Origin of the sequence: Streptomyces sp. S465 (genome assembly GCF_026898115.1) — a bacterium.
Classification (GTDB): domain Bacteria; phylum Actinomycetota; class Actinomycetes; order Streptomycetales; family Streptomycetaceae; genus Streptomyces; species Streptomyces luomodiensis.
Window position 1 is genome coordinate 5,319,835 of the sequence record NZ_CP114036.1, and the last position, 13,140, is coordinate 5,332,974.

A 13,140-nucleotide genomic window follows, 5' to 3' on the forward strand; every position below is an offset into this window, starting at 1 on the left:
TGACAATGAAGGCAGGGGCGCCGTGCGCGCCAGCCGCGGCGACGCCGGATCGATCGGGCCCACAGGGCCGGCTCCGCCACCGGTGGGCCTGTCAGGAGGTACACCATGACCAAGGCAGCGGACATCATGCACCCGGGCGCGCAGTGGATACCGGAGAACGAGACGGTGCTGCGGGCCGCCCAGCTGATGCGGGACCTGGAGGTGGGGGCCCTGCCGGTCAGCGACAGCAACGAGCGGCTGTGCGGCATCGTGACCGACCGCGACATCGTCATCGACTGCATCGCGGACAACTGCGACCCGTCCCAGACGCCGGTGAGCCGGCTCACCAAGGGCACCCCGCGCTGGATCCCCGCGGACGCCGATGTCAGGGACGTCCTGCGGGAGATGGAACAGCACAAGATCCGCAGGCTGCCGGTGATCGACAAGAACAAGCGGCTGGTCGGAATGATCTCCGAGGCGGATCTGGCCCATCACCTCAGCGACGACCTCCTCGGCGAGTTCGTGGAGAAGGTCTACGCGCAATAAGTCGTGAGGCCGCCGTCCGCGCTGGGGACGGCGGCCCCGTGACGGGCGAAAGCCGTGCGGAACACGCTCGGCGAACGCCTTGTGGAAACGCTCGGCGAGCGCCTTACAGGACGCGCACGGCCCCGGTGGGCATGTCGTAGTCCAGCGGGCGCTCGACGATGCCGGTGCTCGGGTTCTGGGCGCCGATGAACTTGCCGTCGCCGATGTAGACGCCGACGTGGTACGCGCTGCCCGCGCTGCCCCAGTAGAGCAGGTCGCCCGGCTGGAGGGAGTCCAGCGAGACCTGGGTGCCGGCGGTGGACTGGTCCTGGGAGACCCGCGGCAGGCTCACGCCGATCTGCTTGAAGGCGGCCTGGGTCAGCCCGGAGCAGTCGTAGGACGACGGACCGGTGGAGCCCATCACATACGCCTTGCCCAGCTGCGCCTTCAGGAAGCCGATCAGCGCGGCGACATTGCCCGAGGCGTTGCTGACACTGGCCGTGGACAGCGTGGTGCGCTCGGCGGATCGCGACGCCTTCGCCGCCTGGGCCTTCGCCTCGGCCGCGCGCTTGGCGGCCGCCTTACGGGCCGCCTCCCGGGCTTCCTTCGCCTTGCGGTCGGCCTCCGCCTTGGCCTTCTTGGCGGCGGTCTTGGCGTGCGCGGCCGCCTCGTCCTGCTGCGCCTGGAGCTCGTAGTCGGACGCGGCCTGCTGGGTGGCGTCGGCGGTCTGGGCGGCCGTGCTCGCCAGCGTGGCGCTGACGGTCGGCATCTCCACGGTCGAGTCGGCGGCAGCAGCGTTCGACTCCGTGGCGGAGGCGGGCACGGCGGCACCGGCCACCGCGAGGGTGAGGAAGCCACCGGTCACCCCTGCGCGGAGTGCGCGTGTGGACGCGGCACGGCGGGGCTTCCGGTGGCTGGGTATGTGTGCGACTGGGGACATAGGTCACTGGCTACCAGGGCCATTGGGCCCAGATCAACAAAAGTGGGGTCCGCCACATTTGGCGTGAACACGCTCAAAATCTGGGATAAATGATCTTCATCGCGCGCTCGGCCCGCATGCCCGAATTTCTCGATCATGTGTCTACGCACGGCATTTGACGGCCATGCGGTGCCTGCGGGCGGCCTACCACTGATGCGGCCCGCGTACAAAGGATTCCCGTGAATCCGAGATCCACAACCAGTTCGGGCGTGGGATACCTCACTCCCCCCGGACCACTCCCGGCTCGCTCGTGAACGCGTGCGCGAACCGGTGATCAATCGGTGCCGGGACCAAGGTCACTCATGAGGATGGCGGCCGAATATCAGCTGACGCTGTCCATCGCAAATTTGCATGTATGTACCATGTCTTGGTAAGGGCGCGACGCGCTCACCTGTGATGACATCTCCGAATGTCACGTCTCGTGGCCGTTCGGATGCTTCACGTACAAGATCGCCGCTCATCCGACTTCATGATCCTTCGTCAGGTGGTGGAGATCACAAAGACGTTGTCGTACCCCGTGTCGCAGATCACAGACCGACGGGCATAGGATGCAGGCGAAACGGGCTTGTGAACTGCCTCACATGTGCGCGATCTTCGTGGGGCGACGGCATGTCCGTGCGGTCCGCCAACCAGTCATCGTCGACTGAAGGGAGCGAGGACGGTGAACGCATACGCGCCCATCCTCGTACTGGGAGCCCTCGGGGCAGGATTTGCGATCTTCTCGGTGCTCATGGCCGCGATCATCGGCCCCAAGCGCTACAACCGGGCCAAGCTCGAAGCCTATGAGTGCGGCATCGAGCCGACTCCGCATCCGGCCGGCGGTGGGCGCTTCCCCATCAAGTACTACCTGACGGCGATGCTCTTCATCGTCTTCGACATCGAGATCGTCTTTCTCTACCCCTGGGCCGTCACCTTCGACGCCCTCGGCCTGTTCGGGCTCGTGGAGATGCTCCTCTTCGTGCTCACCGTCTTCGTCGCCTACGCCTACGTATGGCGACGCGGCGGCCTGGAGTGGGACTAAAGGGGCTCAAGAGGAGATAGGGGAAACATCGCATGGGTATCGAAGAGAAACTGCCGAGCGGGTTCCTGCTCACCACCGTGGAACAGGCCGCCGGTCTGGCTCGCAAGTCCTCCGTCTTCCCGGCCACCTTCGGCCTGGCCTGCTGCGCCATCGAAATGATGACCACCGGCGCCGGGCGCTATGACCTCGCGCGCTTCGGCATGGAGGTCTTCCGCGGCTCGCCCCGCCAGGCCGATCTGATGATCGTCGCCGGGCGCGTCAGCCAGAAGATGGCCCCGGTGCTGCGCCAGGTCTACGACCAGATGCCGAACCCCAAGTGGGTCATCTCCATGGGCGTCTGCGCCTCCTCCGGAGGCATGTTCAACAACTACGCGATCGTCCAGGGCGTCGACCACATCGTCCCGGTCGACATCTATCTGCCCGGCTGTCCGCCGCGTCCCGAGATGCTCATGGACTCGATCCTCAAGCTGCACCAGAAGATCCGCGAGGAGAAGCTCGGCGTCAACCGCGAGCGTGCGGCCCGTGAGGCGGAGGAAGCGGCGCTGAAGGCGCTGCCGACGATCGAGATGAAGGGGTTGCTTCGGTGAGCGACGCGCACGAGGCCGCCGGGCCGCAGACGACGACGATGGCCGCACCTCTGCGCCTCGTGGGCGGAGAAGCGAACGGAGGGACACGTTGACTGAGGCCAATGGGGTCAACGGACCCAACGGGGTCAACCCGGACCAGGACCTCAATGCCGAGAACCTCCCCGGTCGTCGCGGCGACCAGGGCGAGCCCATCCGCGTCCAGCGCGGCATGTTCGGCGCCAACAATGGCGGCGACACCACCGGCTACGGCGGGCTGGTGCGCCCCGTACGGCTGCCCGGCCAGGCCACCCGGCCGTACGGGGGCTGGTTCGACGAGGTCGCCGACGAACTCGAGGGCGCGCTCGAGGAGCAGTCGCTGCTCCCCGAGAACGCCATCGAGAAGACCGTCGTGGACCGCGGTGAGCTGACCTTCCACATCGCCCGCGAGCACCTGCCGCGGGTCGCCCGGACCCTGCGCGACGACCCGGCGCTCCGCTTCGAACTGTGCACCGGCGTCAGCGGAGTGCACTTCCCCGGTGACAAGGGCCGTGAGCTGCACGCCGTCTACCACCTGCGGTCGATCACCCATAACCGGGTGATCCGGCTGGAGGTGAGCGCCCCCGACAGCGATCCGCACATCCCGTCGATCGTCGATGTCTATCCGACCAACGACTGGCACGAGCGCGAGACCTACGACTTCTTCGGCCTGATCTTCGACGGTCATCCCGCGCTGACGCGGATCATGATGCCCGACGACTGGCAGGGCTTCCCGCAACGCAAGGACTACCCGCTCGGCGGCATCCCCGTCGAGTACAAGGGCGCCCAGATCCCGGCTCCGGACCAGCGGAGGTCGTACAGCTGATGACTGCCCCCCACGCAACCCCCTCGGCGTCCGCGCGCGAGACGACCGAAGGCACCGTCTACACCGTCACCGGCGGCGACTGGGACGAGGTCGTGGCCGCCACGGCGAAGGCCGACGACGAGCGGATCATCGTCAACATGGGTCCGCAGCATCCCTCCACCCACGGGGTGCTCCGGCTGATCCTGGAGATCGACGGCGAGACGGTCACCGAGACCCGCTGCGGAATCGGTTATCTGCACACCGGAATCGAGAAGAACCTCGAATTCCGGAACTGGACGCAGGGCACCACCTTCGTGACGCGCATGGACTATCTGACGCCCTTCTACAACGAGGCGGTGTACTGCCTGGGCGTCGAGAAGCTGCTCGGCATCGAGGACCAGGTCCCGGACCGGGCCTCGGTGATCCGGGTGCTGCTGATGGAGCTCAACCGGCTCTCCTCGCACCTGGTGGCCATCGCCACCGGCGGTATGGAACTCGGCGCGACCACGATCATGATCTACGGCTTCCGTGACCGCGAGATGATCCTGGACATCTACGAGCTGATCACCGGCCTGCGGATGAACCACGCGTACATCCGGCCCGGCGGTCTCGCGCAGGATCTGCCGCCGGGCACGGTCGACCAGATCCGGGCCTTCCTGAAGACGATGCGCAAGAACATGGCCGAGTACGACAAGCTGGCCACCGGGAACCCGATCTTCAAGGCACGGCTCCAGGACGTCGGCTATCTCGACCTCGCCGGCTGCATGGCGCTCGGCGTGACCGGTCCGATACTGCGGGCCACCGGACTCCCGCACGATCTGCGCAAGTCCGATCCGTACTGCGGCTATGAGACCTATGACTTCGAGGTGCCGACCGCCGACACCTGCGATGCCTACGGCCGCTTCCTGATCCGGCTGGAGGAGATGCGCCAGTCGCTGCGGATCGTCGAGCAGTGCCTGGACCGGCTGGAACCGGGGCCGGTGATGGTCGCGGACAAGAAGATCGCCTGGCCCGCACAGCTGGCGCTCGGTCCGGACGGCCTCGGCAACTCCCTGGACCACATCAAGAACATCATGGGCACCTCGATGGAGGCCCTGATCCACCACTTCAAGCTGGTGACCGAGGGATTCCGGGTCCCGCCCGGACAGGTGTACGCGACGGTCGAGTCGCCCAAGGGCGAACTGGGCGCACACATGGTCAGCGACGGCGGCACCCGCCCGTACCGCGTCCACTTCCGCGACCCGTCCTTCACCAATCTGCAGGCCGTGGCGGCGATGTGCGAGGGCGGCCAGGTCGCCGATGTGATCGTCGCCGTCGCGTCCATCGACCCCGTGATGGGAGGAGTGGACCGGTGAGTGCCGAAGTGCAGCTGGGGATGCCGGAGCTGCCGGCCCCCGACTACCCGGCCGAGGTGCGCGCCCGGCTCGAGGCGGACGCCCGGGAGGTGATCGCCCGCTACCCGGACAGCCGCAGCGCACTGCTGCCGCTGCTGCACCTGGTGCAGTCCGAGGAGGGCCATGTCACCCGGACCGGGATGCGGTTCTGCGCCGAGCTGCTGGACCTCACCACCGCCGAGGTCACCGCCGTGGCCACCTTCTACACGATGTACCGGCGCAAGCCCTCCGGCGACTACCAGGTGGGGGTGTGCACCAACACCCTGTGCGCGGTGATGGGCGGCGACGCGATCTTCGAGGAGCTGCAGAGCCACCTGGGGGTGGGCAACGGGGAGACCACCGAGGACGGCAAGGTCACCCTGGAGCACATCGAGTGCAACGCGGCCTGCGACTACGCACCCGTGGTGATGGTCAACTGGGAGTTCTTCGACAACCAGACCGTCGAATCCGCCAAGCGGCTCGTCGACGATCTGCGGGCCGGCCGGACCGTCGAGCCGACCCGGGGCGCACCGCTGTGCACCTACAAGGAGACCGCCCGCATCCTGGCCGGCTTCCCCGACGCGCGGCCGGGCGCCGTCGAGGCCGGCGGCTCCGCGGGGCCCGCCTCGCTGGTCGGGCTGCGGCTGGCCAAGGGCGAGGCGGCACCCGGCCGGGTCGTCTCGCCGAGGTCCGCGGACGCCCCGCAGGACGAGGCGCCGCCGACGCATCCCAGCTCGCACGACGCGCCGCAGCGGACCTCCGCCTCCGATCCGCATCACCCGGCCGGTCCGGTCGCCGAGGAGGGGGAGTGATGACCGTGACAACCGAGATCAATGGGCACAGCCCCGAGAAGCTGCTGGCACCCGTGCTCTCCGCGTTCTGGGACCAGCCGAACTCCTGGGCCCTGCGCACCTATCTGCGGCACGAGGGCTACGAGGGCATGCGCAAAGCCCTCGCCATGGACCCCGACGCGGTGATCGCGCTGGTGAAGGAGGCGGGTCTGCGCGGCCGCGGCGGCGCGGGCTTCCCCACCGGAATGAAGTGGCAGTTCATTCCGCAGGGCGATGGCAAGCCGCACTATCTCGTCGTCAACGCGGACGAGTCGGAACCGGGCACCTGCAAGGACATCCCCCTTCTCTACGCCAATCCGCACGCCCTCATCGAGGGCATGGTCATCGCCTGTCACGCCATCCGCTCCGAGCACGCCTTCATCTATCTGCGCGGCGAGGTCGTCCCCGTGCTGCGGCGACTGCACGAGGCCGTTCGCGAGGCGTACGAGGCGGGCTACCTCGGCACCGCGGAGCGGCGACGGCAGAAGCTCGGGGTGGACGGACTTCCCGGTCTCGACATCACGGTGCACGCCGGCGCCGGCGCGTACATCTGTGGTGAGGAGACCGCACTGCTGGACTCGCTGGAGGGACGCCGCGGCCAGCCCCGGCTGCGGCCTCCCTTCCCCGCGGTCGCCGGTCTGTACGCGTGCCCCACTGTCGTCAACAACGTCGAATCCATCGCCTCGGTTCCCTCGATCCTCAACAAGGGCAAGGAATGGTTCCGTTCGATGGGCAGCGAGAAGTCCCCGGGCTTCACGCTCTACTCCCTCTCCGGCCATGTGGCCAACCCCGGACAGTACGAGGGCCCGCTCGGGATCACCCTGCGCCAGCTGCTCGAGATGAGCGGCGGGATGCGCCCCGGCCACCGGCTGAAGTTCTGGACCCCGGGCGGCTCGTCCACCCCGCTGCTCACCGATGAGCACCTCGACGTCCCGCTGGACTACGAGGGCGTGGGCGCGGCCGGGTCGATGCTGGGCACCAAGGCGCTCCAGTGCTTCGACGAGACCACCTGCGTGGTGCGGGCCGTGACCCGCTGGACCGAGTTCTACGCGCATGAGTCCTGCGGCAAGTGCACACCCTGCCGCGAGGGCACGTACTGGCTGGTGCAGCTGTTGCGCGACATCGAGGCCGGCAAGGGGCGCATGGACGACCTCGACAAGCTGGCGGACATCGCCGACAACATCAACGGCAAGTCCTTCTGCGCCCTCGGCGACGGCGCGGCCAGCCCCATCTTCTCCTCGCTGAAGTACTTCCGCGCGGAGTACGAGCAGCACATCACCGGCGGAGGCTGTCCGTTCGACCCGGCCAAGTCCACCGCCTGGGCCGACCAGCCGCGCTCCACTCACCTGGGGGTGAACGCATGACCGTGACCACCAACGCACCCTCGTCGGGCGGGGAGGCGGCGGTGCCGCGAGAAGATCTGGTCTCCGTCACCATCGACGGGATCGAGATCTCCGTTCCCAAGGGGACGCTGGTCATCCGGGCCGCCGAACTGCTCGGCATCGAGATCCCGCGGTTCTGCGACCATCCGCTCCTCGACCCGGCCGGCGCCTGCCGCCAGTGCATCGTCGAGGTGGAGGGCCAGCGCAAGCCGATGGCCTCCTGCACCATCACCTGCACCGACGGGATGGTGGTCAAGACACAGCTCACCTCGCCGGTGGCCGAGAAGGCGCAGCGCGGGGTGATGGAGCTGCTGCTGATCAACCATCCGCTGGACTGCCCGGTCTGCGACAAGGGCGGTGAATGCCCGCTACAGAACCAGGCGATGAGCACGGGTTCGGCGGAGAGCCGCTTCGAGGGGCGGAAGCGCACCTTCCCCAAGCCGGTCCCGATCTCGGCCCAGGTGCTGCTGGACCGCGAGCGCTGTGTGCTGTGCGCGCGCTGCACCCGCTTCTCCAACCAGATCGCGGGCGACCCGATGATCGAGCTGCTGGAGCGGGGCGCGCTCCAGCAGGTGGGCACCGGCGAGGGCGATCCGTTCGAGTCGTACTTCTCGGGCAACACCATCCAGATCTGCCCGGTGGGCGCCCTGACCTCGGCGGCGTACCGCTTCCGCTCCCGCCCCTTCGACCTGGTCTCGTCTCCAAGCGTGTGCGAGCACTGCGCGGGCGGCTGCGCGACCCGCACCGACCACCGGCGGGGCAAGGTGATGCGGCGGCTGGCGGCGGACGACCCCGAGGTCAACGAGGAGTGGATCTGCGACAAGGGCCGCTTCGGCTTCCGCTACGCGCAGCTTCCGGACCGGCTCACCACCCCGCTGGTGCGCGACCGCGAGACGGGGAAGCTGGAGCCGGCGAGCTGGCCCGAGGCGCTGGACGCGGCGGCCGCGGGGCTCGCGATGGCGCGCGGCCGCACCGGCGTGCTCACCGGCGGCCGGCTGACCGTCGAGGACGCCTACGCCTACGCGAAGTTCGCCCGGCTCGCCCTGGACACCAACGACATCGACTTCCGCGCCCGTACCCACACCGACGAGGAAGCCGACTTCCTGGCCACCCATGTCGCGGGCCGGGGCCGTGATCTGGACGGCAGTGGACTCAGCTACACCACGCTGGAGCAGGCCCCGGCCGTCCTGCTGGTCGGTTTCGAGTCCGAGGAGGAGTCGCCCGGCGTCTTCCTGCGGCTGCGCAAGGCGTACCGCAAGCGCGGCCAGCGCACCTTCTCGCTGGCCACCCACGCCACCCGGGGCCTGGAGAAGGCGGGCGGCACCCTGCTGCCGGCCGCCCCCGGTACCGAGACCGAGTGGCTGGACGCCATCGCGGGCCGCACCGGGCTGGACGAGAGCGGGGAGCGGGCCGCCGAGGCGCTGCGCCAGGAGGGCGCGGTGATCATCGTGGGTGAGCGGCTGGCGTCCGTGGCCGGCGGGCTGACCGCCGCCGTACGGGCCGCCGCCGCCACCGGGGCCACGCTCGCCTGGATTCCGCGCCGGGCCGGGGAGCGGGGCGCGATCGAGGCGGGCGCGCTCCCCGGGCTGCTGCCCGGCGGCCGCCCGGCCCACGATCCGCGGGCCCGCGAGGAGGTCTGCTCGGTCTGGGGGACCACCGATCTTCCGCACCAGGTGGGCCGGGACACCGGCCAGATCATCGAGGCCGCGGCGGTCGGCGGGCTGGGCGCGCTGCTGGTCGCGGGCGTCGAGGTCGGCGATCTGCCCGATCCGGCGCGGGCGCTGGAGGCGCTGGACGCGGTGGACTTCGTGGTCAGCCTGGAGCAGCGGCCCTCGGAGGTCACCGAGCGGGCCGATGTGGTGCTGCCGGTCGCGGCGGTCGTCGAGAAGTCCGGCACCTTCCTCAACTGGGAGGGGCGGGCCCGGCCGTTCGAGGCGGCGCTCAAGCCCGACCAGATGACCCGCCGGCACACCCTCCCGGACGCCCGGGTGCTGCACATGCTGGCCGACGCGCTGGACACGCCCCTGAACCTGCCGGACGTCGAGGCGGTACGCGCCGAGATGACCCGGCTCGGCACCTGGCAGGGCCCGCGCGCCACCGGCTCGCGGGAGACGGGCGTGCCGCTGCCCCGGCCGGCCGAGGGCGAGGCGGTGCTCGCCGGCCACCGGCTGCTGCTCGACCAGGGCCGGCTCCAGGACGGCGATCCGGCGCTGGCCGGGACCCGCCACGCGGCGGTGGCCCGGCTCTCGGCGGCCACGGCGGTCGAGGCGGGCGTCGAGGACGGGCAGACCGTCCGGGTCACCGGCCCGGCCGGCTCCGTCCAGCTGCCGCTGAGCGTCACCCCGATGCCCGACCGGGTGGTCTGGCTGCCGCTGGCCTCCGTCGGCGGCGGCGTCCAGCGCGATCTCGGGGCCCGCCCCGGCGATGTTGTCACGATCACTGCCCCCGCGACGGAGGTGACCCAGTGAGCTATCTCGCCGCAGAGGACCTGTCGATGTTCGGCCGCGACCCGTGGTGGCTGATCCTGATCAAGGCCGTCTTCTGCTTCGCGTTCCTGATGCTGACGGTGCTCATCTCCATCGTCATGGAGCGCAAGGTGGTCGGCTGGATGCAGCTGCGCATCGGGCCCAACCGGCACGGCCCTTGGGGCATGCTCCAGTCCCTCGCGGACGGCGTGAAGCTGATGTTCAAGGAGGACGTGGTCGTCAAGGGCGCGGACAAGGTGGTCTACGTCCTGGCGCCGGTCGTCGCGGCCATCCCCGCCTTCATGGCGGTCGCGGTGATGCCGTTCGGCCCGTCCGGTGGCGAGATCTCGATCTTCGGCCACCGCACCGCGATGCAGCTGACCGACCTGCCGATCGCCGTCCTCTACATCCTGGCCACCGCCTCGGTGGGCATCTACGGCATCGTGCTGGCGGGCTGGTCCTCCGGATCGACGTATCCGCTCCTGGGCGGCCTGCGCTCCTGCGCCCAGATGATCAGCTACGAGATCGCGATGGGCCTCTCCTTCGCGGCCGTCTTCCTCTACTCCGGGTCGATGTCGACCTCGCAGATCGTCGAATCGCAGCACGACCGCTGGTACGCGGTGCTGTTGCCGGTCTCGTTCCTCATCTACATCGTCTCGATGATCGGTGAGACGAACCGGGCGCCCTTCGACATGCCGGAGTCCGAGGGCGACCTGGTGGGCGGCTTCAACACCGAGTACTCGTCGATCAAATTCGCGATGTTCATGCTCGCCGAGTACGTCAACATGGTCACCGTCTCGATGGTCGCCGTCACCCTCTTCCTCGGCGGCTGGCGGGCGCCCTGGCCGATCAGCACCTTCTGGGAGGGCGCCAACCACGGCTGGTGGCCGATGCTGTGGTTCCTCGGCAAGGTCGTCGTGTCGCTGTTCGTCTTCATCTGGGTGCGCGGCACGCTGCCGCGCGTCCGCTACGACCAGTTCATGAAGCTGGGCTGGAAGGTGCTCATCCCGATCTCGATGGTCTGGCTGATGCTGGTCGCCACCGTCCGGGCGCTGCGCAACGAGAACTACGACTACCAGGACATCGTGCTGTACGTGGGCGGCGCGGTGATCGCGCTGCTGCTGCTGTCCTTCGTGGTCGACTTCTTCCGCGACCGTTCGTCGGCGCAGGCCGAGGCCGGAGCGGAACCGGGACCGGAGCCCGCCTTCGATCCGATGGCGGGAGGTTTCCCGGTGCCGCCGCTGCCCGGCCAGACCTTGCCGCCCGTCCCCCGCCGACGTCCCCGCCGCGAGCGGGAGTTGATTGTCAGTGGTGGCACCGACACTGTCAGTGACGGAAAGGAGGCCGACGGTGTCTGACTTCCAGAACCCGGTGGCCGGCTTCGGCGTGACCTTCAAGGCCATGTTCAAGAAGCGGCTCACCGAGCAGTACCCAGAGCAGAAGAAGCCCACCGCGCCCCGCTTCCATGGACGCCACCAGCTCAACCGGCACCCGGACGGGCTGGAGAAGTGCGTCGGCTGTGAGCTGTGCGCCTGGGCCTGTCCGGCCGACGCGATCTATGTGGAGGGCGCGGACAACACCGACGAGGAGCGCTACTCCCCGGGCGAGCGCTACGGCCGCGTCTACCAGATCAACTATCTGCGCTGCATCCTGTGCGGCCTGTGCGTCGAGGCGTGCCCCACCCGGGCGCTGACCATGACCAATGAGTACGAGCTGGCCGACCGCAGCCGCGAATCGCTCATCTACACCAAGGAGGAGCTGCTCGCCGGGCTCGAGGACGGGATGGTCGACTCCCCGCACGCCATGTACCCCGGCACGGACGAGCAGGACTACTACCGGGGTCTGGTCACCGAGGCCGCGCCCGGTACCACCCGGCAGACCGCGGCCGGCAAGGGCGAGACCCTGTCCGACCAGGCCGCGGGGAACGAGGAGGTGCAGGGATGAGCGGCGCCCTGGCCGCGGCCTCCACCACCTCCACCGGTGAGGCCTTCCAGTTCTGGGTGCTCGGCACCGTCGCCGTGATCGGCGCGCTGTGCACGATCCTGATGCGCAAGGCCGTGCACAGCGCCCTGTGCCTGGCGGGCACGATGATCGTCCTGGCGGTCTTCTACCTCGCCAACGGCGCGTACTTCCTGGGCGTCGTGCAGATCGTCGTCTACACCGGCGCGATCATGATGCTCTTCCTCTTCGTGGTGATGCTGGTCGGTGTCACCGCCGCCGACTCCCTCAAGGAGACCCTGAAGGGGCAGCGCTGGCTCGCCGCCCTCTGCGGGCTCGGCTTCGGCATCCTGCTGTGCGCCGGGATCGGCAATGCCTCGCTGAAGACGTGGAACGGCCTGGGCCAGGCCAACTCCGGCGGCAATGTGGAGGGCCTGGCGGCCCTGGTCTTCACCAAATACGTCTTCGCCTTCGAGATCACCGGCGCGCTGCTGATCACCGCGGCGGTCGGCGCGATGGTGCTGACCCACCGCGAGCGCACCGAGCGGGCCCGCACCCAGCGCGAGCAGTCCGAGGCGCGGGTGCGCACCGGCCGGAACGTCCCGCCGCTGCCCGCCCCCGGTGTCTACGCCCGGCACAACGCGGTGGACATCCCCGGTCTGCTGCCCGACGGCACCCCGTCCGAGCTGACCGTCAACGCGACGCTGCGCGGCCGCGGCCAGATCCGGGACGTCTCCCAGGAGTCGCTGGCCGAGCTGGCGGCGCTGGAGCAGCGCTCCCAGCGCTGGCTGGGCCGGACGCCCACGGGCGGCGGCAAGAGGGACGAGGACCGGGCGCGGGGGCGAAACGGCGAGAACACCGGGAACGCCGGGACCGCCGGGGACGCAGAGAACACCGAGAACGCCGAGAGCGCCGGGCATTCGAGGGGAGCCGCCAAGTGAATCCGGTCAACTACCTCTACCTGGCCGCCTTGTTGTTCACCATTGGTGCGGCCGGTGTCGTGATCAGGCGGAACGCGATCGTCCTCTTCATGTGCGTCGAGCTGATGCTGAACGCGTGCAACCTGGCGTTCGTCACCTTCTCCCGGCTGCACGGCAACCTCGACGGCCAGATCATCGCCTTCTTCACGATGGTCGTCGCGGCGGCGGAAGTCGTGGTCGGCCTCGCGATCATCGTCACCGTCTTCCGCTCCCGCCACTCGGCCTCGGTCGACGACGCCAGCCTGATGAAGCTCTAGAAGG

General features: G+C 69.2%; 13 protein-coding genes. 12 read left to right on the plus strand and 1 reads right to left on the minus strand.

The window, feature by feature from the left end:
• The first annotated feature begins 105 nt into the window (after positions 1 to 105).
• Positions 106 to 525: a CBS domain-containing protein gene (locus N6H00_RS22550; RefSeq protein WP_268973638.1), complete on the plus strand. Its 420-nt coding sequence runs from the start codon at positions 106 to 108 to the stop codon at positions 523 to 525.
• A gap of 103 nt (positions 526 to 628) precedes the next feature.
• Here N6H00_RS22550 and N6H00_RS22555 read toward each other — a convergent pair whose 3' ends face one another.
• On the minus strand, positions 629 to 1,444 hold the full coding sequence (locus tag N6H00_RS22555) for a C40 family peptidase (RefSeq protein WP_268973639.1): 816 nt from the start codon (positions 1,442 to 1,444) through the stop codon (positions 629 to 631).
• A gap of 700 nt (positions 1,445 to 2,144) precedes the next feature.
• Between N6H00_RS22555 and N6H00_RS22560 the strand changes: the two genes are divergently transcribed.
• The 11 genes from N6H00_RS22560 to nuoK all read left to right on the plus strand — a co-directional run bounded on the left by N6H00_RS22560 (position 2,145) and on the right by nuoK (position 13,136).
• Complete coding sequence (locus N6H00_RS22560; protein ID WP_030834888.1) at positions 2,145 to 2,504, plus strand: NADH-quinone oxidoreductase subunit A; 360 nt, start codon at positions 2,145 to 2,147, stop codon at positions 2,502 to 2,504.
• A gap of 32 nt (positions 2,505 to 2,536) precedes the next feature.
• The gene (locus N6H00_RS22565; RefSeq protein WP_268973640.1) at positions 2,537 to 3,091 is read left to right on the plus strand and encodes a NuoB/complex I 20 kDa subunit family protein; all 555 of its coding nucleotides are present in this window, start codon (positions 2,537 to 2,539) and stop codon (positions 3,089 to 3,091) included.
• An 88-nt stretch (positions 3,092 to 3,179) separates the two neighbouring features.
• On the plus strand, positions 3,180 to 3,932 hold the full coding sequence (locus N6H00_RS22570) for an NADH-quinone oxidoreductase subunit C (protein ID WP_268973641.1): 753 nt from the start codon (positions 3,180 to 3,182) through the stop codon (positions 3,930 to 3,932).
• Positions 3,932 to 5,266 carry an NADH-quinone oxidoreductase subunit D gene (locus tag N6H00_RS22575; RefSeq protein ID WP_268973642.1) on the plus strand — a complete coding sequence of 445 codons (1,335 nt, stop codon included), beginning with the start codon at positions 3,932 to 3,934 and terminating at the stop codon, positions 5,264 to 5,266. The genes N6H00_RS22570 and N6H00_RS22575 overlap by 1 nt, the downstream gene beginning before the upstream one ends.
• 20 nt (positions 5,267 to 5,286) lie before the next feature.
• A complete protein-coding gene (gene nuoE, locus N6H00_RS22580) occupies positions 5,287 to 6,096 on the plus strand; it encodes an NADH-quinone oxidoreductase subunit NuoE (RefSeq protein ID WP_268977075.1) in 810 nt (269 codons plus the stop codon).
• Positions 6,096 to 7,478, plus strand: a complete 1,383-nt coding sequence (gene nuoF / locus N6H00_RS22585) for an NADH-quinone oxidoreductase subunit NuoF (protein WP_268973643.1) — start codon at positions 6,096 to 6,098, stop codon at positions 7,476 to 7,478. Before nuoE ends, nuoF begins: the two co-directional genes overlap by 1 nt.
• The gene (locus N6H00_RS22590; RefSeq protein ID WP_268973644.1) at positions 7,475 to 9,964 is read left to right on the plus strand and encodes an NADH-quinone oxidoreductase subunit G; all 2,490 of its coding nucleotides are present in this window, start codon (positions 7,475 to 7,477) and stop codon (positions 9,962 to 9,964) included. The genes nuoF and N6H00_RS22590 overlap by 4 nt, the downstream gene beginning before the upstream one ends.
• A gap of 26 nt (positions 9,965 to 9,990) precedes the next feature.
• Positions 9,991 to 11,319, plus strand: a complete 1,329-nt coding sequence (nuoH, locus tag N6H00_RS22595) for an NADH-quinone oxidoreductase subunit NuoH (protein WP_268977077.1) — start codon at positions 9,991 to 9,993, stop codon at positions 11,317 to 11,319.
• Positions 11,312 to 11,905, plus strand: a complete 594-nt coding sequence (gene nuoI / locus N6H00_RS22600) for an NADH-quinone oxidoreductase subunit NuoI (RefSeq protein WP_268973645.1) — start codon at positions 11,312 to 11,314, stop codon at positions 11,903 to 11,905. The genes nuoH and nuoI overlap by 8 nt, the downstream gene beginning before the upstream one ends.
• Positions 11,902 to 12,840, plus strand: coding sequence for an NADH-quinone oxidoreductase subunit J (locus N6H00_RS22605; RefSeq protein WP_268973646.1), 939 nt, complete (start codon positions 11,902 to 11,904; stop codon positions 12,838 to 12,840). Before nuoI ends, N6H00_RS22605 begins: the two co-directional genes overlap by 4 nt.
• On the plus strand, positions 12,837 to 13,136 hold the full coding sequence (nuoK, locus tag N6H00_RS22610; RefSeq protein ID WP_009715954.1) for an NADH-quinone oxidoreductase subunit NuoK: 300 nt from the start codon (positions 12,837 to 12,839) through the stop codon (positions 13,134 to 13,136). Before N6H00_RS22605 ends, nuoK begins: the two co-directional genes overlap by 4 nt.
• The last annotated feature ends 4 nt before the right edge of the window (positions 13,137 to 13,140 follow it).

Coding starts and splice junctions, on each gene's coding strand:
- N6H00_RS22550 (WP_268973638.1), top strand. CDS start 106: ATGACCAAGGCAGCGGACATCATGCACCCGGGCGCGCAGTGGATACCG.
- nuoF (WP_268973643.1), top strand. CDS start 6,096: ATGACCGTGACAACCGAGATCAATGGGCACAGCCCCGAGAAGCTGCTG.
- N6H00_RS22590 (WP_268973644.1), top strand. CDS start 7,475: ATGACCGTGACCACCAACGCACCCTCGTCGGGCGGGGAGGCGGCGGTG.
- N6H00_RS22565 (WP_268973640.1), top strand. CDS start 2,537: ATGGGTATCGAAGAGAAACTGCCGAGCGGGTTCCTGCTCACCACCGTG.
- nuoH (WP_268977077.1), top strand. CDS start 9,991: ATGTTCGGCCGCGACCCGTGGTGGCTGATCCTGATCAAGGCCGTCTTC.
- N6H00_RS22605 (WP_268973646.1), top strand. CDS start 11,902: ATGAGCGGCGCCCTGGCCGCGGCCTCCACCACCTCCACCGGTGAGGCC.
- N6H00_RS22575 (WP_268973642.1), top strand. CDS start 3,932: ATGACTGCCCCCCACGCAACCCCCTCGGCGTCCGCGCGCGAGACGACC.
- N6H00_RS22555 (WP_268973639.1), bottom strand. CDS start 1,444: ATGTCCCCAGTCGCACACATACCCAGCCACCGGAAGCCCCGCCGTGCC.
- nuoE (WP_268977075.1), top strand. CDS start 5,287: ATGCCGGAGCTGCCGGCCCCCGACTACCCGGCCGAGGTGCGCGCCCGG.